Source organism: Paraburkholderia sp. MPAMCS5, assembly GCF_036016995.1.
Taxonomy (GTDB): domain Bacteria; phylum Pseudomonadota; class Gammaproteobacteria; order Burkholderiales; family Burkholderiaceae; genus Paraburkholderia.
Genome location: NZ_JAYXBK010000001.1, coordinates 667218 through 689572 on the forward strand (window position 1 = coordinate 667218; position 22355 = coordinate 689572).

Annotated in this window: 22 protein-coding genes; 11 read left to right on the plus strand and 11 right to left on the minus strand. The window is 66.2% G+C overall.

Annotation, left to right across the window (positions count from 1 at the left end; genetic code table 11):
- Positions 1–15 precede the first annotated feature (15 nt).
- Both VOM14_RS03135 and VOM14_RS03140 read right to left on the minus strand, forming a co-directional pair.
- Positions 16–594 (minus strand): flavoprotein, encoded by a 579-nt coding sequence (locus VOM14_RS03135; protein WP_327627193.1) that lies wholly within the window; start codon positions 592–594, stop codon positions 16–18.
- Positions 591–2675, minus strand: a complete 2085-nt coding sequence (locus VOM14_RS03140) for a sigma-54-dependent Fis family transcriptional regulator (protein WP_327627194.1) — start codon at positions 2673–2675, stop codon at positions 591–593. Before VOM14_RS03140 ends, VOM14_RS03135 begins: the two co-directional genes overlap by 4 nt.
- Before the next feature lie 455 nt (positions 2676–3130).
- Here VOM14_RS03140 and VOM14_RS03145 point away from each other — a divergent pair, with 455 nt between their 5' ends.
- A complete protein-coding gene (locus VOM14_RS03145) occupies positions 3131–3679 on the plus strand; it encodes a dihydroneopterin aldolase (RefSeq protein WP_327627195.1) in 549 nt (182 codons plus the stop codon).
- 115 nt (positions 3680–3794) lie between these two features.
- On the opposite strand, the gene VOM14_RS03150 is transcribed toward VOM14_RS03145, so the two are convergent.
- The 9 genes from VOM14_RS03150 to VOM14_RS03190 all read right to left on the minus strand — a co-directional run bounded on the left by VOM14_RS03150 (position 3795) and on the right by VOM14_RS03190 (position 12218).
- Positions 3795–4202 (minus strand): hypothetical protein, encoded by a 408-nt coding sequence (locus tag VOM14_RS03150; RefSeq protein WP_327627196.1) that lies wholly within the window; start codon positions 4200–4202, stop codon positions 3795–3797.
- Between the two features lie 84 nt (positions 4203–4286).
- On the minus strand, positions 4287–4796 hold the full coding sequence (fae, locus tag VOM14_RS03155; protein ID WP_327627197.1) for a formaldehyde-activating enzyme: 510 nt from the start codon (positions 4794–4796) through the stop codon (positions 4287–4289).
- A 105-nt stretch (positions 4797–4901) separates the two neighbouring features.
- The gene (locus VOM14_RS03160; RefSeq protein ID WP_327627198.1) at positions 4902–5954 is read right to left on the minus strand and encodes a triphosphoribosyl-dephospho-CoA synthase; all 1053 of its coding nucleotides are present in this window, start codon (positions 5952–5954) and stop codon (positions 4902–4904) included.
- 5 nt (positions 5955–5959) lie between these two features.
- Entirely contained in the window at positions 5960–6940 is a 981-nt protein-coding gene (locus VOM14_RS03165; protein ID WP_442955515.1) for an ATP-grasp domain-containing protein, read from the minus strand.
- A 92-nt stretch (positions 6941–7032) separates the two neighbouring features.
- On the minus strand, positions 7033–8076 hold the full coding sequence (gene mch, locus VOM14_RS03170) for a methenyltetrahydromethanopterin cyclohydrolase (RefSeq protein ID WP_327627200.1): 1044 nt from the start codon (positions 8074–8076) through the stop codon (positions 7033–7035).
- On the minus strand, positions 8039–9253 hold the full coding sequence (locus tag VOM14_RS03175) for an ATP-grasp domain-containing protein (protein WP_327627201.1): 1215 nt from the start codon (positions 9251–9253) through the stop codon (positions 8039–8041). The genes mch and VOM14_RS03175 overlap by 38 nt, the downstream gene beginning before the upstream one ends.
- A 180-nt stretch (positions 9254–9433) precedes the next feature.
- A complete protein-coding gene (locus VOM14_RS03180; protein ID WP_327627202.1) occupies positions 9434–10375 on the minus strand; it encodes an NAD(P)-dependent methylenetetrahydromethanopterin dehydrogenase in 942 nt (313 codons plus the stop codon).
- A 99-nt stretch (positions 10376–10474) separates the two neighbouring features.
- The gene (locus VOM14_RS03185) at positions 10475–11503 is read right to left on the minus strand and encodes a beta-ribofuranosylaminobenzene 5'-phosphate synthase family protein (protein ID WP_327627203.1); all 1029 of its coding nucleotides are present in this window, start codon (positions 11501–11503) and stop codon (positions 10475–10477) included.
- Positions 11504–11807: 304 nt separating this feature from the next.
- Positions 11808–12218 carry a 4a-hydroxytetrahydrobiopterin dehydratase gene (locus tag VOM14_RS03190; protein WP_327627204.1) on the minus strand — a complete coding sequence of 137 codons (411 nt, stop codon included), beginning with the start codon at positions 12216–12218 and terminating at the stop codon, positions 11808–11810.
- A gap of 548 nt (positions 12219–12766) precedes the next feature.
- Here VOM14_RS03190 and VOM14_RS03195 point away from each other — a divergent pair.
- The 10 genes from VOM14_RS03195 (at position 12767) to VOM14_RS03240 (ending at position 22326) form a co-directional block, all read left to right on the plus strand.
- The gene (locus VOM14_RS03195; protein WP_327627205.1) at positions 12767–14578 is read left to right on the plus strand and encodes a methanol/ethanol family PQQ-dependent dehydrogenase; all 1812 of its coding nucleotides are present in this window, start codon (positions 12767–12769) and stop codon (positions 14576–14578) included.
- A gap of 188 nt (positions 14579–14766) precedes the next feature.
- Positions 14767–15186 carry a c-type cytochrome gene (locus VOM14_RS03200; RefSeq protein ID WP_327627206.1) on the plus strand — a complete coding sequence of 140 codons (420 nt, stop codon included), beginning with the start codon at positions 14767–14769 and terminating at the stop codon, positions 15184–15186.
- Between the two features lie 31 nt (positions 15187–15217).
- Positions 15218–16129: a substrate-binding domain-containing protein gene (locus VOM14_RS03205; RefSeq protein ID WP_327627207.1), complete on the plus strand. Its 912-nt coding sequence runs from the start codon at positions 15218–15220 to the stop codon at positions 16127–16129.
- The gene (locus VOM14_RS03210; RefSeq protein WP_327627208.1) at positions 16126–16935 is read left to right on the plus strand and encodes a hypothetical protein; all 810 of its coding nucleotides are present in this window, start codon (positions 16126–16128) and stop codon (positions 16933–16935) included. The genes VOM14_RS03205 and VOM14_RS03210 overlap by 4 nt, the downstream gene beginning before the upstream one ends.
- 12 nt (positions 16936–16947) lie before the next feature.
- Complete coding sequence (locus VOM14_RS03215) at positions 16948–17910, plus strand: LysR family transcriptional regulator (protein WP_327627210.1); 963 nt, start codon at positions 16948–16950, stop codon at positions 17908–17910.
- Between the two features lie 51 nt (positions 17911–17961).
- Positions 17962–18981 carry an AAA family ATPase gene (locus tag VOM14_RS03220; protein ID WP_327627211.1) on the plus strand — a complete coding sequence of 340 codons (1020 nt, stop codon included), beginning with the start codon at positions 17962–17964 and terminating at the stop codon, positions 18979–18981.
- A gap of 3 nt (positions 18982–18984) precedes the next feature.
- Entirely contained in the window at positions 18985–19866 is an 882-nt protein-coding gene (locus VOM14_RS03225; RefSeq protein WP_327627212.1) for a DUF58 domain-containing protein, read from the plus strand.
- Positions 19863–20777: a calcium incorporation protein MxaA gene (locus tag VOM14_RS03230; RefSeq protein WP_327627213.1), complete on the plus strand. Its 915-nt coding sequence runs from the start codon at positions 19863–19865 to the stop codon at positions 20775–20777. The genes VOM14_RS03225 and VOM14_RS03230 overlap by 4 nt, the downstream gene beginning before the upstream one ends.
- Positions 20774–21760: a vWA domain-containing protein gene (locus VOM14_RS03235; RefSeq protein WP_327627214.1), complete on the plus strand. Its 987-nt coding sequence runs from the start codon at positions 20774–20776 to the stop codon at positions 21758–21760. Before VOM14_RS03230 ends, VOM14_RS03235 begins: the two co-directional genes overlap by 4 nt.
- On the plus strand, positions 21757–22326 hold the full coding sequence (locus tag VOM14_RS03240; RefSeq protein ID WP_327627215.1) for a tetratricopeptide repeat protein: 570 nt from the start codon (positions 21757–21759) through the stop codon (positions 22324–22326). Before VOM14_RS03235 ends, VOM14_RS03240 begins: the two co-directional genes overlap by 4 nt.
- Positions 22327–22355: the final 29 nt, after the last annotated feature.

The following is a 22355-nucleotide window of genomic DNA, read 5'->3' on the forward strand; positions in this document are numbered from 1 at the left end:
AGCAGCGAGCGGGTTTCATGCGATGTCGAGTGCCGCGAGGCGTTGATCGAGCGCGGTCTTCAGTTCGTCGAGCGAGCGGACGACCGTCGTGTATTCGAAGCGCGACAGCCGCTCGACATTGTCGAGTTCGATCGCGCGCGGCCGCAGTTCGACCCATTCGTTCGGGCTTTGCGTGATCACGGTCGGTTCCGTGTCGCATGCAAAGACGATGCCCGCAATGCACTGCTTGCCGGCTTGCGCGTACATGTTGGTGGGCAGCGTATCGGAGATGCCGAACGCGCATTTGGCCACCGTGTTGCTGGTGGCCGGCGCGATCACGACCGTGTGATACATGCCGTGATAGAGCATGCCGACCGGCACGCCGCTCGCGCTCTTGTCGCGGAACACATTGAAGCGCTCGCGCAGTTTGGGAAGTGCCCAGCCGTATAGCGGCAGCACTTCCTCTGCGGCGGCGGACAGAAACAGGTCCGTGCGCGGCAACGCGAGCGCGAGTTCGATCGATTCTTCGAGCAGATGGCCCGAGCCGGTCACGCACCACGCGAAGCGCGCATCGGGCTTGAAATCCGCGAGATGGCGAGCGGGCGCGTGGGTCATGCGCTATTGGCGTGCGGCGCGTCTTCGGTCGCGGATTCTTCTACGTCGTCGGGCGCGGAGCCGTCGTGCGACAGACGGATATGCAAGCGGCGCATCTTGCGGTACAGCGTGTTGCGGCTGATGCCGAGCGCCTTCGCCACGTTGCTGACGTTCCAGCGGTTTTCTTCGAGCAGGACGAGAACGGTCTCGCGTTCGTTCACCTGGATTGCGTTCAGCGAGGACAGATCGGCGTCGTCGCCGGGATGCGGGGCGGGTTGCGGCGCGCCGTGCGAGGCCGGACGTAGCGACGCAGCCGGCAGCGCGCCTGCCGCTGTGCGTTGCGTGATTTCCCCGGGCAGATCCTCGCAGCGGATGGGTTGCCCGTCGCATAGCGCAATGGCCATCTGCAATACATGCCGCAACTGACGGATATTGCCGGGCCACGCATAGCTCAGCAATGCCTGCTCGGCTTCCTTGGTCAGCTCGGGCGGATCGTCGTCGGATTCGGCTTCGAGCAGATGATGGATCAGCGGCAGCTTGTCGACCCGCTCGGCCAGCGGCGGCAGATTCAATTCGACGCCCTTGAGCCGGTAGTACAGGTCCTCGCGGAATTGCCCGCTGTGCACGAGTTCGAGCAGGTTCCGGTGACTCGCGCTGATCAACTGGAAGTTGACCTTCACGGTGACTTCCGCGCCGAGCGGCGTGACCTCGTGTTCCTCGATCACACGCAGAAGCCGCGCTTGCAACGCGAGCGGCATGTCGCCGATTTCATCCAGAAACAGCGTGCCGCCGTTGGCTTGCACGATCTTGCCGCGCCGTCCTTCGCGCTGCGCGCCTGTGAACGCGCCCGCGCGATAACCGAACAGCTCGCTTTCGATCAGGTTCTCCGGCAGCGACGCGCAATTCACGGGCACGAACGGCCCCGACGAATGCGGACTGATGCTGTGCAGCGCCTGCGCGAACACTTCCTTGCCGGTTCCCGTTTGCCCTCTGAGCACGATCGGAATCTTGCGCTGAACCACGCGCGCGCCGAGCTGGATTTGCGAGGCCATGCGCGGATCGCCGAATTCCAGATGCGCGATCTCGTCGAGGCGCGCAGCCGGCGAGCGCTTTTCGGGCGCGCTCGCGCGCGGCACGGGCGCACTCGCCGCGACGCGCACGCCGCGTCCCGCGCTGTTCTGCGGCGTCTGCGCGACAAGGAAAAAGCGGTTGGTCGCGTTCGCGCTGTACACGGTGACCGGATGGAACGAGCCGCGAATGCTGCGCGCGATCATGTCGTCGAGCGAGGCGTTGAAGGCATCCTCGATGCGCCGCCCGCGCAGTTCGCCCAGCGAGCGGAAGCCGAGCTGGAACAGCGCGCTGCGGTTCGCGGCGAGCACGGTGCTGTCGTCGGCGACCGCGAGCTTGCCGCCATGCAGCGTGCCGACGAATTCCGGGCGGCTGTGAAAGTGGATCATGTTCGCGTGCCGGTAGCGCGCATCGAGCAGACGGTTTTCGATCATCTGACGCGACATGTTGACGAGCACCAGCGAGTGCTGTTGCAGCAGTTTCGAACGGCTTGTCACATCCAGCACGCCGGCGATCTCACCGCTGTCGTCGAAGATCGGCGCGGCGGAGCAGGTAAGCGACGTATAGCGCGCATAGAAATGCTCGTGCTGGCATACGGCGATGCAGTCGCGTTCGGCGAGACAGGTGCCCATGCCGTTGGTGCCGGCTTCGCGCTCGCTCCACAGGGCGCCGACGCGAAAGCCGTCGGAGGCGACCGCTTCGGCAAACGGCACCGACGACACCTGATGAACGATCACGCCACCCGAATCGACCAGCACCACCGCGAGTTCGGGGTCGGCCAGCTGTTGATACAGCGTGGTCATTTCGAGCTTCGAGCACGCGATGAGGTCGCCCATAGCCTCGCGTCGCGCGCTTAGTTCGTAGTCCGTCAGGACCGGCGGCGTGACGAAGCGGGAAGGATCAAGCTGAAATTCGTTGACACAGCGCGCCCACGATTGAGCGACGGGTTCGCTCGTTGGGCGCGTGGCCAACTGATGATTGACGACATTGAAAATTTCACGGACGTGCATGGAGCTGTCAGCAAGCAACGACATGGGGTTCGTCTCCGTTGCGTCAATCCTGGCGCGCGGGGCGTTGCTTTGCGCTTGCTGCATGCGCTCTGCTTCGCGATGCGCGCTACGAGTGCCGCTTTATCGATAATGTCATCCCCTGGCGCCCCGGCTTCTCTGTCCGTATGCGCACTGAATGATCCGTCTTGTGTCTCTTTCTTGTTTCTCTTTCTACTCTCAGGCGGTGGCTTAAAACTCTACGCCCGATGTCGTTTGCGTTCAATAAGAAGTCGCATCAATAGTATATGGCGTGCCCGATTTTTGCTTTTCCTGAACCCGTGCCAGGCGTTGCCGCAGCTGTGCAACGCAAGTGCCGGGCTGGCGTCAGGTTCGGGGCGCGTCCGTGACGCAGAGTGCTACGCGCGCGGCTCACCTTGTACGGACTTGCGTTTGCCGGCTCGCGTTTTCCCACTATTTGCCGCTTTGCGGCGGAGAACATCATGGACCGTATCGATGCCGTTCGCCTCGCCCGTTTCTCCAGCGCCTGTGCCGATGACGCGGCGCCTCGCGCGGGCGTGCCATGGGGTGCTTCTTCCGGGACGACGTCGGCGGGCGCGTTGCCCGGATGCATGGACGTCGTGTTCATCGAGAACTTTATGGGTCAGACCATAATCGGCATCGACAGCAGCGAGTTGCACGTGCCCCAACCTATACGAATGAATCTTGCAATAGGTGTACCCGCGATTCGCGCATGCACGACCGATTGCATCGACGACACCATCAACTACGCGGCCGTGCGCAGCGCGTTGCACGCGTTGCTGGAGTCGCACGGCGTGCGTCTGCTGGAGGCGCTGGCCGAAGCGGTCGCGCGCCTTCTGATTGCGGACTTCGGCGCGCATTGGGTGCGCGTCGCGCTCGCCAAGCCGGCCAAATTCGACGACGTCGCGGCCGTCGGCGTGCAGATCGAGCGGCAGCGCGGCGATCTGCGCAAGTCGCGGGACGGACTCGCGCTCTATGCGTCGCTCGGCGAGGGGCTGATTCCGAACTGAGCCGATATGTGCGAATGCGAACGCGCGGGGCACGCTGAACACAGCGTGAACACCGTGCCCGCGCAATCCGCCCCGCACGCCACTAAGTCGCCACTAAGTCGCCACTAAGTCGCCACTATTTCGACGACGCGGTTTTTTCGCCGCCCAATCCGCAACTGCGGTATGCGGCGCTTTGCCGCGTGCGGAAGTTCTTCGTCTGCGCTTTCGCGTGATCGACGCGAAACTCCGCGCCGCCTTCGCCGCCGAGCGTCGCGTAGCGCGCGAACGTGGACTGATCGACGAAGTCGTCGTAGGGCAGCGCGGCCGCCATCTTGTCGATCACGCACGAGCACTTATAGACGTTCGCGAAATCGTGTCCGTTCTCGTCCATGCAAGCCAGTACGTATTCGACGCGTCCCTGCGTCGGATAGTTGTAGCCTCCCGTCGGGGCCGGTGTATTTTGCGCCGCGCCGTCCGCCCAGGCGAGCGGCACGGCGAGCGCGATGCAGGCACAGGCCGCCAGCGCGCGACATCGTAAGGTCATCTCATGCCTCTATGAGAGCAAGTGCACTATGCGAAGCGCGCGCGACGGCGCATTTCCGGCGTCCGCCGCGCGCGCTTCGCGCCATCAGTTGGGTGCAAACGGATGGGCGACGCTGCCCTTCTTCGATACGACCTCGGCAGCCGTCGGTTCGCCTCTGACCGCGCGCTGGATCGCCTCGCGCGTGGCCTTGTAGTTGTACTCCTGGATCTTCTTGTCGTCCTCCGCCTGCCAGTGGATGAACACGCCGACGCACAGGAACAGATCGTCGGCTTCGTCCGCCGGGATCGTGCCGTCCTCGACGCTGTCCGCGACGGCGAGCGCGACCGCATGCTGCGCGGGTCCGAACATCTGGACTGCCTGCTTCGCGCCCTTGATCGTCACCTTGTTGAAGAGAATCGTGTTCGGCTTGGCGAGCAGATTCGGCGCGACGACCGCGAGCAGCGATGTGAAGCCATCCTTATTGTTGGTCAGCGCATTGCAGAATGCGGTTTCCGCAGCGGAACCTCGCGGTCCCATCAGCAAGTCGATGTGTGCGACCTCGTTGCCGTCGCCGATGAGCGACTCGCCTATCAGGACGCGATTGATCTTGGCCATGCTGTTCCTCCGGTAAGTGGAATGGGGACTTGCCGACTGACTGAGATGCCGCCTGTGACGCTCCTGGTCCGCGATCGCCCGGCGGCGGGTTGATGCACGGTGGCACTAACTAACAGAATCCGTGCCAGTGCGCGGCGCGTCGGTCGCGTGGGTCACGTGGGTCGCGTGGGTTGCCGCATCGCCTGCCGGATTGGCCAGGCCGGGCGCGCGGTCCGCGTCGTTCTGCGCGTCGAGACACAGCGCGACGAACAGCGTGGCCACCGTCAGGTCCGCGCTGGTGCCGGGGTTGATGGCGGCGGCCTTCAGTTCGGCATCCCATGCGGCGAGCGGCGCGCGTGCCGCGCCGAAAGCGGCTTGCGCGAGCGCGCGCCGCCACGACGCGTGATGCGCGCGTGCCGCCAGCGTGACACTCTGCGCCACGGCCGCGCCGTGCTTACGCACAATGTGCGAGTCGGGCCAGCCGCCCGCGAACGTGAGAAAGAGGTTGAGCGTGGCGGCGCGCGGGTCGTCGGCGGAAACTTCGCGGAACGCCGCGAGGCCGGTCTCGAAGATGTCGTGAAAGCCGTCCGCGTATTGACGCGCGACGCTGTCGCGCGCGGCGGCGAGCGTCATCGCGTCGCGCAGGCCGACTGTCGGCGCGTCGTGGACCGATTGTTCGGGCGCGTCGCCGAGACCGCCTGGATTGGCGAGCGCGATCGCGCGATAGGCGAGGCGCGCGTCGTCGAGATCGAGCCTGGCGAGTACGCTCTCCGTCGCCGCGTGCCAGGCGTGGACAGCGAGCGGCGGCGGGGTGTGTTCGAGCGCCGCCGCGAGAGGCGCGATCAGCAGCAGAATGCCGAGGTTCGTATTGCAGCCGACCGCCGCGCGCGTGCGCGCGACGGCATCGAGCACGCGCTGGCCGACCGGCATGCCGCGCGCGAGGAGTGCATCGGCGGCCGCCTCCGCGCTCGCGATGAACTGCGCCGCGCTCATCCCGTGGCCTTCGCTCCCGATGCTGACATTGCCCGGCTTGAACGTTTCGACATCGAGCCGGCAGGCTGTGAGAAAAGCCGCGCGTATGCGCGCGGGCGGGATCGCGGGCGCGCTTGTGCCAGCGCTTGTGCCCGATCCATCGAGCGAGCCCGGCGCGCTCGGGCAATCGCGAGGCGGCTCGGCCATGGCGTTTACGCCGCGCCGCGAGCGGCGCCCGCGTCGTCACTCCGCGCGAGAGCGAGGGCGAGGGCGAGCGCGTCGCGCTGCGCGGGCAGCTTGCGAAACAGCAGGTCGTCCACGAGCGCCGCCGCGACGTCGATCGAGGTGACGGATTGCAGTCCACGCCAGGCCGCCACGCCGTTGACTTCGAGCACGAGCGGCCGCGCGGCGTTGTGGGGATCGGGAATCAGATCGACGCCGGCATAGTCGAGCCCGAGCGCCTCGGTGGCGCGCACGGCGGTCTGCGTGAGCGGCGCCTCGAGTTCGGCGGCCTCGCACGCGGCGCCCTGCGCGAAGTTATGAATCCAGCCTTTGCCGCCGACGCGCCGCATCGCCGCCACCGCGCGGCCGCCGATCACGAGCACGCGCCAGTCGAAGCCCGGACGTTCGCCGTCGATAAAACGCTGCAAATAAGCCACTTGTGCAAACGGTTTCAGCGAAGGCAGCGGGCTCAAACGGCTCGGCGCGCGCAGCACGCCGCCGTGCGCGCCGAGCCGTTTGAGCCCGTGGCCTTGCGAGCCGAACAGCGGTTTGAGCACGACCTGGCGGCCGGCGGCGGCTTCGCGCATCAGCACGCGCTGCGCGAACGCGGCAGATTCGCCGGCCCACGTCGCAGGTGTCGGCACGCCGTGGCGATGCAGCAAAAAGCTCGTCATGGATTTATCGACGCTGCGTTCGATCGCGCGCGCGTCGTTATAAACCGGCACACCCGATTCGCGCAGCGCATGCAGAATGCCGAGCCGCAAGGTGACCTGCTCGAACGTGCCGCCGGCAATGCCGCGCACGAACACCGCGTCGGGCAGCGTATGGCCGAAGCCCGGCAGCACGAGGCCATGCGGTTGCCACGTGGTGTCGATCCGGCAGTCGGCCAGGTCGATGCAGCGCGCCTCGGCGCCGCGCGCGCGGAAGGCCTTTTTCAGCCGCCCGGTGTGCCAGCCGGTTTCGTCGGTCATGATCGCGATGCGCAGCGGCGTCTGCGCGCGCAGCGGTTCCGGCGCGCCGGCGCTGCGTTGATCGTCTGTTCCGTTGGAAGACAGAACGGCGCTCATGGCTTGCCGCTCCATTGTTCATGCAGCAAGGCGGCGTCGACGCGGCCGCCGTGATACGTCGCGCCGCTTTCGAGGCTGCTCACCCACACTTCGGCGGGAGCGAAGAGCGCCGGATCGATCTGATAGAAGTCGTAGTTGAACGACGTGAAGATGTCCGCGAACGGGCGCCCATGATCGCGCGAGTTCGAGGCGGGCAGTTCGGCGGCGAGCTGTTTCGCCACCGCGTCGTGCTTCACCGTGAGATGCACGCGGCCGCCGTACAGGATTGCGTCGTTGGTGCGGCCCATCGCCTGAATGCCGTCGGGCGCGGGCGGCGGCAAGGGCGCCGAGCCGCCGGCTTCGACCACTTCGCCGAGCGGCACACCGAGCACATGCGTTTTATGCAGCGCAACTTCGCAGACGCGCGACACCACCTGCACCGTTCCCGCGACAGAGTGTGTCGGCGTGACGACAAGGGTCAGCCGCTCGGGCGCGAGGCCGCAGTCACCGAGCACCTTGTCGATAATCACCTGTGGCGGCAGGCGGTCCACTTCGAGCACCAGCACGCCGCGCTCGTGACGGTCGCGATAGCCGAGTTCCGCGAAGAGTGGCTCCTTCACGGCCAGCGCGCGCGCCGGACCCGAGCCGAGCGAGAAGAACTTCTTGCCGCCTGTCTGCTCCTTTGTCGCGGACAGGCTCCATCCTGCGTATTGACTGCCGAGGCACGCGAGCACGGGCCACGACGTGCGCACCTCGATCGTGCTCGGCCACAGCGGCTGCGCGTCCAGACTTTCGCGCACGCTCACGTGGCCGAGGCCGCCCATGCAGATGCGCGCGATCAGCACGCCCGCCGCGACGCTGCCAGGCGCGGCCACGCCCGCGTCCACCAGCACGGTGCCGCTTTCCGTGCGGCTGACGGCGGCGCCGAAGCGCGGCGCATCGTCGACGAGACGCGCGACGAGACGCTCGCTGAGCGCGTTGACGCTGAGCGCGGCGGCATCCGCGAGCGGCGGGCGAAAGTCGTCAGGAGTGGCAGTGGATGAAGGCTCGGTTGGGCTCATAGCGGGGCTCATGACAGGTTTCGATTCGTTGCAGGACTCGCGCGTGCTGCGCGTCGAGCGCTTGCCGCGCGGTATCGGCGGAAGCCGCGCGCACCAGCAGCGTGCACACGGGCTGGCCCGCTTCGATCCACGTGCCGGGCATCGGCACGTCGCGGCAGTGCGGGTCGCGCAGGCAGGCGTCGCTGAACGATTGCGACGCGGCGAACGGATGCGGCGCGAACAACACCTTCTGGCCGGCGCAACAGGTGGCGCGCGCGGGCTCGGCCGGCAGACGGCCGTGGCGGCAGGCGTCGATATGACAGGCGAGCAGGCCGCGCGGCCAGGCATCGGGCGACGCGGTTTCGTAGAGCGCCATCGTCGATGAAGGGCGCGTGTTGATTTCGAGCAGCGCCACGGTATCGCCGTCGAGCAGGAAATCGCAGCTATTGATGCCCGCGAGCCCCACGCGCGCGCAGAGCGCGGCGATCGCCGCGCGCACCTTCACTTCGGCGGCGAGCGGCAGTTCGGCTGGACCGATTGAGCCGGCATGCACGAAGGGCAAGCCGCCCATCGCGCAGGTGAGCTGCTGCGCGAAGCCGATCACGCGCGCGCTGCCGCGAGCGGCGACGAACAGCGCGGACATCGCGCGGCCGGGGCTGTGCTGCTGGAAATAGGCTTGCGCGGGAATCTGCGTATCGACGAGGGCGGCGAGCGGTTCGACATGCGTGCCGCCGCAGCCGTCCGCGTGCTTCACGAGCCAGCCTTGTGCGCGCGCGGGCCGCGTGAAGGCGACGCGCGGATGGGCAATATCGAGTTCGTCGAGCAGCGCAAAAAAACGCCGCGGATCGCGCACCGCGGCGCTCGCCTCGACAGGATTGCCGAGGAAGCGCGGCAGGCCCGGCGTGCCGCACAAGCGCGCGACGAACGGCTCCAGCCCGCTGCCGTCGACCCAGCCGATCAGCCCCGGCAAACGCGCGCTGCGTTCGAGCGCTTCGGCGAGGCGCGCGGCGTCGATCGACAACGCGGCGCCCCCGATGTCGAACCACAGCTCGGACGTCTCGCGCGTGTCGCGGTCGCCGAACACATCGAGGGCGACGGCGCGCAAGCCCGCGCGCGCGGCGGACTGTGCGAGCATCCGCGCGGACAGTCCCGCCACCGCGACGAACGGCCCATGCGTTGAAGAGGGATGCGAGATCATGGCGGCTCCAACAGCGGCTCAAGCAATCGAGGGCTCACGGCGGCCCGTATAACGTGTTGCGCGGCAGACCCGACAGACTGTCACAGCGGGCGGTCACAGCAGACTGTCACAGCGCGCGCCGCGCACACTGTCACAGCGCGCGCCGCGCACACTGTCACGCGATGTCACGCGCCGCGCCGCTCAACCGAGACCCGCCGCGACCGCGCGGGCTTCGTCGAACGCCTCGCGAAAACCCAGGTAGACGGGTTTGCCGCCAGTGCGCATCCGCGTGAACAGCCGGTGTTCCACCTGATACTTGACGTTGCCGATCGCCAGCGCGCCGATGCCGATCGCGCCGCCCGCGGTCGGCACGCCCTCGATCGGCTTGCCGTCGTTCATCACGTTGACGCCGGCGATGCCTTCGGGCGGCACGGCGTTGACATCGGCGGCGATCAGCAGATGGCGCGCATGCGCGAGGTCGTCGCGGCTCACCACCTGCACGCCGGCGACGGCGGTCGCGAGCACGATCTCGGCTTCTTCGAGCACGGCGCGCAACTCGCCGGGCGTCGTCGTGCCCACGCCTTTGGTCACGATGCCGAAGCGCTGATTGAGTTCGTCGCTGACCCGCACCGCGCGCGCCTCGCCGGTGTGGCTCGCGATCGACACGTCCGCGCCGAGCGTCGCCGCCATGGCTGCCGCCACGCGCCCAACGGCGCCGGTGCCGCCCAGAATCAGCACGCGCTTGCCGCCCAGCTCCATGCCGTACGCCTTCGTCAGATGCCGCTCGGCCAGCGCGACGAGCGCGGCGGCGGTCGTGTACGCGCCGCTCGGATCGGCGAACACCGACACTTCGAACGGCGCAACCATGGCTTTGCGCGCGGTGTCGAGCATGTCGGCGGCCAGCATGACATCGCGCCCGCCGATGAAGATGCCGGTGCGCGCCACGCCTTTCGGGCCGCGCGAAAAGATCGCGTCCTGGGTCAGGTTGGCGACCATGCCCGCTTGCACGTCGCAATACGGCACGATGACCTGATAGCCCGCGTCCGCGGCCATGTTGACGTCGAATGGACTCATCTGCGGCGTGGCCGTGAGCATGTGCAGGATATAGGGCCGTTCAGCGGGTTTTTCAGCGGTGTCGGACATGGCGGAGGGCTCGTTTCAGTGACGATGTAATGGGCTGCGCAAGCGGAGCGCGGACCCGGACGCGGACGGCAGCCGGAAGCGCGCCGCGCGCCGGGCGCGTCATGCGGCGTCGATGCGCGCGTGCGGCCGCGCTTCGTGCGAACGCACGGTCGCGCCGCGATTGCGGCCGCCGACGATCGTGCATTCGATATGCGGCAGCCCGCGCGTGGCCTCGCATGCGGCGGCGAGCGCGCATTCGGCATCGCGCGCGCTGCCGACGATCGCAAAACCCGTCGGGCCCCAGGAACTCTGGCCGATGCCCGCAGTGCGTTGCGCGGCCACGGCGCGCAACGCGCGCTCGACGTCGCGGCTCGCGAACACGCCGCCTTGCACGGGCGCGAAGTATTCGCCGATGGTTTGCTGCAGCTCCGTCAGTCCGTGCGCGAAAGGCGCGATGTTGCGCTCGGCGGCGCCCGGCAAGATCTTCATCAGCACGAGGTGGCACAAATGCGCGGCGAGTTTCTGCGGGAACGGCGCGAGCGCGGCGAGAGCGCGCTTTTCCTCGGCGCCGTGCAGCCCTTCGCGGGCGTTGTCGCTGACGAGCAGCACGCGCCAGTTCTCGGGAAACGGCTGGCGCGCGAGCAGCGGCGGCACGCCCGAACGCAGGTCGCCCGACGGCCCGCCGTCCACCAGCAGGCCGCCCGAGTCGAAGCCGAGCACGCCGATGCCGGAGCGGCCGCCGCGCCCGAGCAGGCTCGCGAGTTCGGAGCCCGTCGCGACATGGCCCAAAAGACGCACGAAAGCCGTGCCGACCGCGAGCGCGAGTTGTGTTCCCGAGCCGAGGCCGGTGTGCGCGCGCGGCGTCTGTTTGATGTCGATCGCGACGGGCGTCGGGTCGTAGGCGGCGTGCAGGCGTTCCAGACAGATCGCGATGCGCTCGCGTTCCGCATCGCTTATCGCGCCGCCGATGGCGTCGCGCTCGGCGTGCCGCGCTTCGACGCGCGTGCCGCTGCCGTCGATCACGAGCCCGAGACTGCCGAACGCGCGTCCGAGCGACGCGTTCGGGTCGAGGAAGCCGAGATGCAGCCGCGCGGGGGCATCGACTGTCACGGCGGCGTCAGGCGGAAGGCGGCGAACGTGAAGCTGCATCGCGAGTGTCCTTGTTCGTGCGTGACTGAAGGTTGCGGGAGCCGGCTGGCCGTGGCGCGGCCAGCGCGACGGCGTTTGCCAAAGGCCATGCAGCGGCGCGTGTATCGGGGCACACAGCGGCGCACACAGCGGGGCACACAGCGGCGCACACAGCGGCGCACACAGCGGCGCACACAGCGGCGCACACAGCGGCGCACACAGCGGCCCACGCGGCGGCGCACGCGGCGGCACACGCGATAACGCAGCGGCCCGGCGCAGCACGTCAAGCGAAAGCCGTACCAGGCTCGCGGCGCCGCGCGGCGCGTCAGCCGCCCTCGGTGTTGCCTTCGGCCGGCTTCGGCGCGTCGTATTTGATGTAGCGAAAGCGCTGGTCGTCAGACGGCGTGCCTTCCAGCGGGCCGCCCTCGGTGGCCGGCTGCCACTGGATGAACGACTCGATCCTGCTCGCGAGCGCGAAGTCCTTGTCCGTGATGCCTTTCGCCGAATGCGTCTTGAGTTTGACGATCACGAATGCATAGGAGACCGTCAGATCCGGGTGATGCCACGCGGCCTCCGCGAGATGGCCGACCGCGTTCACCACCATCAAGGTTCCCTTCCAGCCTTCGGTGCGGTATTTGCGCCGCAGCCAGCCGTCTTCCATATACCAGTGCTGTAGCGGACCGACGAGACGCTGCTGGATCTCGTCGTCGGAATAGACCTTGTCGGTGTTTGCCATGATCGTTGCTCCGCGGAGGGTGGATGGATCAACAAGACTCATGTTGCGCTGCAAATGACGCGCCACAGGCAGCGCCGCCGGAGCGCCGCCAGAAGTGCCACGACTCGTGCCCGCGTCGTGCGAAGCGCTTCGCCTGCCGCCTGACTCGCGGCGGACACGTTTCGTATCGGTGAATGACACAGTATGTCCCACCTGCCTCGCTCGAGTGGTGTCACGGCGTGACACCGTTGCCTCGCATCGCGCGCGAATGCCGTTGCGCGCCGGCGTCGCGCGACGGCATCGAGACGACGTCCATGCGCGGCGAAGCGCGGGGCGCGCCTTGACGATGCGCCCGCGCGGCGTGCGCCGACCGGTTCATGGCGGCGCATGGCGTGTGTCGCACGCTTCGACCGGCATGGAATATGCGTTGGCGGTCGTGCGCCGCGAAACCCGACAACGATTGGGGAGGGCGCATGAATCGTTACCCTGCATCCGTGGAGGCGCGCCCGGTGCGGCCAGGTAGCGTGGGTCATTCGTGAGTTGAACAGCAAGACCATTCTGGAGGAGACATGAACTTACGCACCACGGTTCTTGGGCTCGCGATCCTCGCGTCGGCAGCCTTGAGCTCTCTCGTTGCACAGGCCGATTCGCAGCTCGACGGGCTGATGAAGAGTCCGTCCAACTGGGCGGCACAGGCGGGCGATTACGCGAATCATCGCTATAGCCCGCTCAAGCAGATCAACGAAAGCAACGTCGGGAAACTACAGGTCGCGTGGACCATGTCGACCGGCGTGCTGCGCGGCCATGAAGGCGCGCCGCTCGTGATTGGCGACACCATGTATATCCACTCGCCATTCCCTAACAAGGTGATAGCGATCAACCTCAAGGATCAGACATTCATCTGGCAGTACCAGCCGAAGCAGGACGAGTCGGTTGTATCCGTGATGTGTTGTGACACGGTCAATCGCGGACTGGCTTACGGCGACGGCAAGATCTTTCTTCAGCAGGCCGACACCAAACTCGTCGCGTTGAACGCGAAAACGGGCGACGTGGTGTGGACCGCGCAGAACGGCAACTCGAAAGCCGGCGAGACCAACACCAATGCGCCGCACGTGTTCGGCGACAAGGTGCTGACCGGTATCTCGGGCGGCGAGTTCGGCGTGCGCGGACGTCTGATCGCGTATGACATCAAGACCGGCAAGCCGGCCTGGACCGCTTACAGCACGGGTCCGGACAAGGACATGCTGATGGACCCCGACAAGACCATGACCTACGAGGACGGCAAGATGGTCCCGGTGGGCGCGGACTCGTCGCTGAAGTCGTGGAAGGGCGATCAGTGGAAGCTCGGCGGCGGCACCACGTGGGGCTGGTATGCGTGGGACCCGAAGCTCAACCTTGTCTACTACGGCACCGGCAATCCTGGTACATGGAACCCGACGCAACGTCCGGGCGACAACAAATGGTCGATGTCGATCATGGCGCGCGATCTGAACACGGGCATGGCGAAGTGGGTCTATCAGATGACGCCGCACGACGAATGGGATTACGACGGCGTCAATGAAATGATCCTGTCCGACCTGACGATGGACGGCAAGAAGGTGCCCGCCATCGTTCACTTCGACCGCAATGGTTTCGGCTACACGTTGAATCGCGAGACCGGACAACTGCTCGTCGCGCAGAAGTTCGACCCGGCGGTGAACTGGGCCGATCACGTCGACATGAAGAGCGGCAAGCCGATTCGCAACGCCGCGTATTCGACGCAGGCAGCCGGTTCGGATCACAACGTGAAGGGCATCTGTCCGGCGGCGCTCGGCTCCAAGGACCAGCAGCCGGCCGCGTACGACCCGAATTCGAGCCTGTTCCTCGTGCCGACCAATCACGTGTGCATGGACTACGAGCCGTTCGATGTGGACTACGTGTCGGGTCAGCCGTATGTGGGCGCGACGCTGTCGATGTATCCGGGCCCGAACGAGAACAACGCGATGGGTAATTTCATCGCGTGGGATGCCTCGAAGGGCAAGATCGTCTGGACCAAGCCGGAGAAGTTCTCGGTGTGGTCGGGCGCACTCGCGACTGCGGGCGGTATCGCGTTCTACGGCACGCTCGAAGGCTACCTCAAAGCAGTCCGAATCAAGGACGGCAAGGAGCTGTGGCGCTTCAAGACGCCGTCGGGAATTATCGGCAACGTGTTCACCTATGAGTACCAGGGCAAGCAGTTCGTGGGCGTCTATTCGGGCATTGGCGGCTGGGCCGGCATCGGCATGGCGGCCGGTCTGGAGAAGTCGAACGAAGGCCTCGGCGCGGTGGGCGGCTATCGCGAGCTTGCGAAGTACACGGCGCTCGGCGGCACGCTGTTCGTGTTCGCCATTCCGGGCGGCTAATGACTGATGTAGTGGCTGATGTGAGGACGGAGATCCGGCTGGCCTGAATCGCGCGGCCGGTTTGCCCGAGACGACACAGCGGGCAGCCGGCGGCGCGAAGCGGCCGAAACCTGATCTGAACGCGTTGCATGTGAGTCATCGGGGCCGCCGCATCGAAGCGCGGCTCTATCTTGAGGAGACGTCTGCATATGAAAGGCCGATCAATCTTGTTGCGGGCGGCGGTGCCCGTCCTTTTTGTCGTGCTGCCTGTCGCGTACGCCCAGACCAATCCCGCGATTGCCCAGGTGGCGTACAAGGTGGTCGACGGCAGCAAGGTGGACAGCAACACGCTCCAGGGATGGAAGACGTGGCGCGCGCTGGCCTGCGAACGCTGTCATGGCGCGCAGCAGCAGGGCATGGTGGGGCCGTCGCTCGTCGAGGCGTTCAAGACGCTCGACAAGACCGAGTTTCATCGCACCGTATTCGGCGGGCGAGTCGAGAAGGGCATGCCCGACTTCAGCACCAGCCAGATGATGCAAAAGAACTGGGAGAACCTTTACGCCTATCTGAAAGGGCGTTCGGACGGGCAGATCAAGCCCGGCGATCTGCAGGCCATCGACGCGAAATAACGCCGGCGGTTCTACTTCAGGAGGTGGATCGATGCGTCATCGCAAACTAATGCACGTGCATGCCGCGCTTGTCGCGAGCGCGTTCTGCTACGCGGCGCTCGCCAGCGGCGCGGTGCGCGCCCAGGGTGAGGCCCTGCCCAACAACGACGGCGCCGACGGCGTGCTGCGAGTCTGCGCGGACCCGAACAACATGCCGTTGTCGAACGACAAGGGCGAGGGTTACGAGAATCACATCGCGAGCCAGATGGCGAGCGACTTCGGCTACAAGCTCGAATACACGTATTTTCCGCAGCGCATGGGCTTCGTGCGCCACACGTTGCGCGAGAAGAATCCGGAGAGCGGGCGCTACAAGTGCGATCTGATCATTGGCGTGCCGAAGGGCTACGACATGACATCCACGACGCAGCCTTATCTGCGCTCCACCTACGCGATGGTGTTCAAAAAGCGTCCTGAACTGGCGGGCATCAATACGCCGGACGATCTGCTGAAGCTGCCGCCCGACGAGTTGCACAAGCTGCGTTTCGGCATCTTCACGCAGACGCCCGCGGTCGACTGGCTGCTCGGTCACAACCTGATCGATCAGGCGGTTTCGTATCAGGTGCAAAGCGGCGATCCGCAGGAATATCCCGGCCAGATGATCGAGCGGGATTTGCAGGCGGGCAATGTCGATGTCGTGTTTCTGTGGGGGCCGATTGCCGGCTACTTCGCGAAGCGCTCCGGCGATTCGGTGAAGCTCGTGCCGTTCCCGTCCACGCCGGGCATCCGCTTCGACTATACGATTTCGATGGGCGTGCGCTACGGCGAGAAAGCGTGGAAGGACAAGGTCGATCAATGGATCGGCGCGAACCACGCGAAGATCGACAGCATTCTCACGAGTTATGAAGTGCCGCTGCTGAAGCCCGTCGATGCGCCTGCCGGCAAGCCCGCGGACGCGTCGCCATGAGGGCAGTGCGCGGGGAATGGCATCGCGCCGCGAGGCGGCGCGTGGTTGCCGCGTGCCTCGCGGCGCTCGCGTGTTCGACGTGCTTCACATGCCTGATGACGCAAGCGCACGCCGCCGCCTCCGCTCCCGGCGGCGACGCCATTTCGCGCGCCGAGCGGCTCCTCTTCACGACCGATCATCTGCATGGCCTCGCGCAGCAAACCGAGCTTGACTACACGCTCGTCAGTGCCGATCCGTCCGCGCGCGGCACCGACACCGTCAAGGTGCTCGTGACGAGCCCCGACAACGCGAAGGGCGATGCGCAGGTCTCCGATCACAGCGGCGCGGTGTCGTTGCCGAACGGCAACTTGCAGTGCAATCCGGTGATCATCTATTTCCTGGAACGCGACATTGCCGAGATGGAGCACCTGACGGGCGGCCAGCGACGCTATTTCCAGCGGCGTTTGCGGCTCGCGCTGGCCGCCGGGCCGAAGATCCAGACGGTCACGAGCCAGGTCGACGGCAAGCCCGTGAAGGCGCAGCAGATCGTCGTGCAGCCCTATCTGGACGATCCCAATGCCGAGCGCTTCGCACAATACACCGCCAAGCGCTACACGTTTTTGATGGCGGCGACCGTGCCAGGCCAGGTCGCGTTGATTCGCACCGACGTGCCCGGCGCGAACAACGATTTCGCGCATCCGTTGCAAAGCCGCACGCTGAGTTTCCAGTCGATGCTGCACAAGCTGCCGCCCGCGAGTGCGCCCGGTTCACCGAGTGCGCCGGCCGCGCCGGGCAAGTCTTCAAACGCGCCGCGCGCGAGCCGTTAGCGGACGCGCGCCGTGAACTTCATCCGCTCGCTCACGCTGCGCCAGTTGCAGATCTTCGTGGTGGCGAGCCGCTATACGAGCTTCGCGCGCGCGGCGGAGGAGCTACATCTGACGCAGCCCGCGGTGTCGATGCAGATTCACCAGTTGGAGGAAGCCGTCGGCCTGCGTCTTTTCGAACGGATCGCGCGCAAGCTGGCGTTGACCGAGGCGGGCGAGAAGTTCAGCCATCACGCGAGCCGGATTCTCGGCGAGATCAAGGACGCCGAAGACGCGATGACCTCGCTCAAGCAGGCGGACAGCGGCTCGATCGCGGTGGGGATCGTCAGTTCAGCGACGTATTTCGCGCCGAAGCTGCTGGCCATGTATTCGCATCTGTTTCCGAAGGTGGATGTGCACTTTTCGGTCGGCAATCGCGATGCGCTGCTGCGTCTGTTGCAGGACAACGCAATCGACCTCGCGATCATGGGACGGCCGCCGCCGGAACTCGATACGACGACCGAGCCGCTCGCGTGGCATCCGCAAGTGCTGATCGCGCCGGTCGGGCATCCACTGGCCGGCGCGCGGCGTTTCGATTTGCAGGAGTTGCGCGGCAATACGTTCCTGTTGCGCGAGCCCGGCTCGGGAACACGCATGGCCGCCGAGGAAATGTTTCGCCAGCACCTTTTCGCGCCCGCGAAAGTCGTCACGCTGGGCAGCAACGAAACGATCAAGCAGGCAGTGATCGCGGGCATGGGCGTGAGCCTGATTTCGCTGCACACGCTGCTGCTGGAGTTGCGTACGAAGGAGCTGGCATTGCTCGATGTGAACGGCACGCCGATCGAGCGCACGTGGCAGATCGTGCATTTACGCGCCAAGCAGCTTTCGCCGACCTGCATGATCTTCCGGCAGTTTCTGCTGGAGCAGGCCGCCGCTTATCTGGAGCGCGAGTATGCGGCGTTCGTGCCGTTGCCCGCGAAATCGAAGGTGCCGAGTTGAAGGTGCCGAGAGGGGCGGCGCGCGATGCGCCGGCCATAGGAGAGTGCAACGATGGGGTCCAGCGAACAGCTTCAGGACTGGCGTCTGCATGCGCTGCAAATCGAGGATGAAGTCGCGAGCGTCGTGATCGGCCAGGCAGACGTGATCCGGCTGATCACCGTCGCGTTGTTCGCGCGCGGGCATGTGCTGCTCGAAGGCGGCGTCGGCGTGGGCAAGACGACGGTGCTGCGCGCGTTCGCGCGCGTGGTGGGCGGCGAGTTCGAGCGTGTGGAAGGCACGATCGATCTGATGCCGGGCGACCTCGTGTATCACACGTATGTGGACGCCGAGGGCAGGCCGCGCATCGACCCCGGTCCGCTTCTGCGGCATGGCGAGCGGCTCACCACGTTCTTTTTCAACGAGATCAATCGCGCGCGTCCGCAGGTGCAGTCGCTGCTGTTGCGCGCGATGGCGGAGCGCTCGGTCTGGGCCTTCGACCGCGAATATCGCTTTGCGCACATGACGGTGTTCGCCGATCGCAACAAGGTCGAAAAGGAAGAGACGTTCGAGCTGGCGTCGGCGGCGCGCGATCGGTTTCTGTTCGAGCTAGGCATGCCGACACCGGACGATGCCCACGTGCGGCGCGCGCTCGTGTTCGACGCGGACTATCACGACGCCGACCGGCTGCTCGCGCGGCTTTCGCCCGCCATCGTGCCGTGGGAGCAGTTGAATCAGGTGGGCGCGGCGATTCAACATAGCGTGCAGTCGAGCGAGACGATCGAGCGCTACGTGCTGGACATCTGGCAGGCAACCGAGACGCCGCAGCGCTTCGGCATTGCGCTGCCCGGCGTCGATATGGAGCGGCTGATTCTCGCGGGCGCGAGTCCGCGCGGCATGAGCGCGCTGTTGCGCGCGGCGCGCGTGGTAGCGTGGCTCGCGGGCCGCTCGCATCTGATTCCCGAAGACATTCATGCGGTGCTGCAACCCGCGCTCGGGCATCGCGTGTTTTTTACGCCGATCTATGAACTGCGCCGCCAGGAACTCGCGCAAGCGCTGATTGAACAGATCGTCGCGAAACTCGCGGTGCCCTGAACCATGAACGCGATAGCGGAATTTCACTACCGTTTGCCGATGCGATCGTCGGGATTGCGTCCCGGCTCGCATCCGGGATCGAGCTTCGGCTTCGGCCAGGAATTCGCGATGCACGGGCGCCTCTTCGACTATCCGGACCCGCGCCGTCTCGATCTGCGAGCGAGTGTGCGCGCGGCGCGCTCCGAGTGGCTCGTGCGCGTGCATTTGCAGCGCGCGGCGGTGCCGGTGCAGGTGCTTGCCGATGTGTCGGCGTCGATGCATTTCGGCGCGCGCCAGACCAAGTTGCAGGTGGCCGCGGACTTCGTGGAAGCGTTGGGATACAGCGCGTTTCGCGTCGGCGATCCGTTGGGCATGCTCGCATTCGATACCCGCGCCCGCCACGATCTCTTCATGCCGGCGCGTTCGGGCCGGGGCATCGGCAATCTGCTTGCCGCGATGCTGCGCGAAAGCGAAAGCGAAAGCGAAAGCGCGAGCGGGACGGCGAGCGGCGGCAGTGTCGAAGCGCTGCAACGCATTGCGTCGACGCTCGCGGGACGCGAGGCGCTCGTCTTTCTGGTCTCCGATTTTCACTGGCCGCTCGCGGGTCTGCCGGCTGTGCTCGATCTGCTGATGCATGCATGCGTGGTGCCGATTGTCGTGTGGGACGAAGCCGAGATCGCACCGCCCGAAGGCGGTCCGCTGCTCGCGCTTCGCGACGCCGAATCGGGCGCGCGCCGCACGCTATGGTTGCGCGGCAGCGTGCGCGAGCGCTGGCGTGAAGGCGTCGCGCGGCGTCGGACCGAGCTTGCGCGGATGTTCGGCAAGCGTGCCATGCAGCCGTTCTATATTGAGAACGCGTTCGATCCCGAGGCCATGTCGCGCTACTTTCTGGAGGCGGTCGCATGAGAGCAGAGGGTGTGATGCGGGAGCGGCGAATCGTCATGTGCGTCGTGCTCGCGCTATGCGTGGCGTTTGTGCCGACGGTGACGCATGCCGCGTCGGCCACCAACGCGCCGTCGCAGCCGCTGGTTCAGGAGCCGCGCGCATTCGGCTATCTGCTCGGCGACGTCCTTACGCAGCGCATCTTGTTGCAGGACGGCGATCACGACGCGGGCGCGGTTGCATCGCCGTCGCCCGGCCGCGCGAACGCGTGGCTCGAACGCCGCCGCGTGCGGCTCGAAACCGACGCTGACGGCCGACGCTGGATGGCAATCGACTACCAGGTCGTCAACATTCCGCCGACGCTCACACAGATCGCGTTGCCCGCGTTGACGCTGAATTCGTCGGCCGGTGCGACGTTGCAGGTCGGCGAGTGGCCGCTCAGCATCGGGCCCGCCACGCCCGCCAATCCCTTCAACGCCGGCGATCTGCAGGCCATGCAACCCGACCGGACGGCGCCACCGTTGCCGGGCGCACCGTGGCGCCGGCAGGCGGGCATCGCGGGCGGCTTGCTGGTGCTCACCCTGCTTGCGTGGATGGGCTGGTGGCTGTGGCGCAACGCGCGCGAATCGGCGTATCTGCCGTTTGCGCGCGCATGGCGGCAGATGAAAAAAAATCATCAAGCGGACGCTTCGCCCGATGCATGGCTTTGCGTGCATCGGGCGTTGAACGAGACGGCGGGACATGTCGTGCATGCGGGCTCGCTGCCTCATCTCCTCATTCGAGCGCCGTATCTGCAACCGCTGCGCGCGCAACTCGAACAGTTCTACCGGCAATCGGCTGAGCGCTTCTTCACGCCGGCGTCCGCGGCCGGCGCTTATCCGCTGCGGACACTGTGCGAGGCGCTGTATCGCGCGGAGCAGCGACACCAGCGATGAACATGGCAATCGACTTCGCCGCGCCGTGGCTGCTCGTGTTGTTGCCGCTCGCCTTGCTGCCGCTGGTGCCGCGCCGCGCCGACACGCTCGCGTTTGCCTGGCTCGCATGGTTGCCCGACGACCGCGCGGGACGCTGGATCGGCTTCGTTGCGCAGGGCAGCGCGGTGCTCGCGATGCTGGCCATCGTAATAGGCCTCGCCGGCCCTGGCCGCGCGAATCGCCAGGTCTTGCGCGCGGGCAGCGGCGCGCAGATTCTGATCCTGATGGATCGCAGCGCGAGCATGGACGAACCGATGAACAGCAAAGGCGTCGAGGTGAGCGCGGGTGACTCGAAGAACAAGGTGGCGCGCGCCTCGCTCACGGAGTTCGTCGCGCAACGGCCGAACGACCGGCTCGCGTTCATGATGTTCGGCACGAGTCCGCTGCTGGCGATGCCGTTCACCTACGATCATCGCGCGATCGACGCGGCCATCGCGGGCACGGCGATTGGCCGCGGCATGCCGGATACGCAACTCGATCTCGGACTGCTGACGGCGATCGGCGAGTTCAACGGACAGCACTCGTCGAGCCGTCGCGCGATCGTGCTCGTCTCCGACGGCGGCGCGAAACTCGACGCGCGCGTGCGTCGGCTGATCGAAGACGGGCTGTTGCGCAATCAGATCGCGCTCTACTTCATTTACTTGCGCAGCAGCATCTATAGTCCCGATCTGAACGCCGCGGTGCCCTCGAGCGAGTCTTCGGCTGAAGCGGAACTGCATCGCTATTTTCTATCGCTTCGAACACCTTATCGTTTGTTCCAGACCGGCAACGCAAAATCGATGAGGGACGCGATGGCCGAAATCAACCGTCAGCAGAATGCGATCACCACGTTCGTCGAACATTTGCCGCGAGAGGACTGGAGTCCGTATTGCTTCGCGGCCGCGCTGGCGGCTTGCGTGCTGCTGATGGCGCTGCGGCTCTGTCAAGTGCGGGTGTGGTCGTGAAGCGCGCGTCGGTGCATCTCGTGTTCGCGAGCGTGGCGCTGTGCTGCGCGGGCGTGGCGGTGTACGACTGGGTTCAATGGCGGCGCGCGGAGCAGGTGAACCAGACGGTCGCGGCTGTCGTCGTTGCAAACGCAACGACCGCCAAACAGAACTCGCCCGACGTTCGCGGCCGAGACGAAGCACCGCGTGTGCGCCTCGCGCGCGCCATCGCGCTGTCCAGACGCGGTGCCTACGATGCGGCGGGGCCGCTTTTCGAATCGCTGATTCGCGACGAGTCCGGCAACGAAGTAGGGCGCGCGGCGCTTTTCGATCTCGGCAACCTCTATCTGCGCCAGGGAATCGGGCATGGTTCGTCCGGCGCCATCCAGTCGCTGGCGATGGTCGAAGAAGCGAAGGCGCGCTACCGGACCTTGCTGCGCATTGCCCCCGACGATTGGGACGCGCGCTACAACCTCGAACGCGCTTTGTGGCTCGCGCCCGAAACACGCTCCGCGTCCGGCGCGCCCGACGTCAAGGAGCAGCACAACATCAAGGTGCGCGATCCGGAAAGCAAGGACTTGCCGTGAGCGTCGGCGCGACAATGCGCGGCTTTCTC

Bases quoted from the DNA above. Each gene is read 5' to 3' on its own strand.
- VOM14_RS03135 (WP_327627193.1), bottom strand. From the start codon at position 594: ATGACCCACGCGCCCGCTCGCCATCTCGCGGATTTCAAGCCCGATGCG.
- VOM14_RS03140 (WP_327627194.1), bottom strand. From the start codon at position 2,675: ATGTCGTTGCTTGCTGACAGCTCCATGCACGTCCGTGAAATTTTCAAT.
- VOM14_RS03145 (WP_327627195.1), top strand. From the start codon at position 3,131: ATGGACCGTATCGATGCCGTTCGCCTCGCCCGTTTCTCCAGCGCCTGT.
- VOM14_RS03150 (WP_327627196.1), bottom strand. From the start codon at position 4,202: ATGACCTTACGATGTCGCGCGCTGGCGGCCTGTGCCTGCATCGCGCTC.
- fae (WP_327627197.1), bottom strand. From the start codon at position 4,796: ATGGCCAAGATCAATCGCGTCCTGATAGGCGAGTCGCTCATCGGCGAC.
- VOM14_RS03160 (WP_327627198.1), bottom strand. From the start codon at position 5,954: ATGGCCGAGCCGCCTCGCGATTGCCCGAGCGCGCCGGGCTCGCTCGAT.
- VOM14_RS03165 (WP_442955515.1), bottom strand. From the start codon at position 6,940: ATGACCGACGAAACCGGCTGGCACACCGGGCGGCTGAAAAAGGCCTTC.
- mch (WP_327627200.1), bottom strand. From the start codon at position 8,076: ATGAGCCCAACCGAGCCTTCATCCACTGCCACTCCTGACGACTTTCGC.
- VOM14_RS03175 (WP_327627201.1), bottom strand. From the start codon at position 9,253: ATGATCTCGCATCCCTCTTCAACGCATGGGCCGTTCGTCGCGGTGGCG.
- VOM14_RS03180 (WP_327627202.1), bottom strand. From the start codon at position 10,375: ATGTCCGACACCGCTGAAAAACCCGCTGAACGGCCCTATATCCTGCAC.
- VOM14_RS03185 (WP_327627203.1), bottom strand. From the start codon at position 11,503: ATGCAGCTTCACGTTCGCCGCCTTCCGCCTGACGCCGCCGTGACAGTC.
- VOM14_RS03190 (WP_327627204.1), bottom strand. From the start codon at position 12,218: ATGGCAAACACCGACAAGGTCTATTCCGACGACGAGATCCAGCAGCGT.
- VOM14_RS03195 (WP_327627205.1), top strand. From the start codon at position 12,767: ATGAACTTACGCACCACGGTTCTTGGGCTCGCGATCCTCGCGTCGGCA.
- VOM14_RS03200 (WP_327627206.1), top strand. From the start codon at position 14,767: ATGAAAGGCCGATCAATCTTGTTGCGGGCGGCGGTGCCCGTCCTTTTT.
- VOM14_RS03205 (WP_327627207.1), top strand. From the start codon at position 15,218: ATGCGTCATCGCAAACTAATGCACGTGCATGCCGCGCTTGTCGCGAGC.
- VOM14_RS03210 (WP_327627208.1), top strand. From the start codon at position 16,126: ATGAGGGCAGTGCGCGGGGAATGGCATCGCGCCGCGAGGCGGCGCGTG.
- VOM14_RS03220 (WP_327627211.1), top strand. From the start codon at position 17,962: ATGGGGTCCAGCGAACAGCTTCAGGACTGGCGTCTGCATGCGCTGCAA.
- VOM14_RS03225 (WP_327627212.1), top strand. From the start codon at position 18,985: ATGAACGCGATAGCGGAATTTCACTACCGTTTGCCGATGCGATCGTCG.
- VOM14_RS03230 (WP_327627213.1), top strand. From the start codon at position 19,863: ATGAGAGCAGAGGGTGTGATGCGGGAGCGGCGAATCGTCATGTGCGTC.
- VOM14_RS03235 (WP_327627214.1), top strand. From the start codon at position 20,774: ATGAACATGGCAATCGACTTCGCCGCGCCGTGGCTGCTCGTGTTGTTG.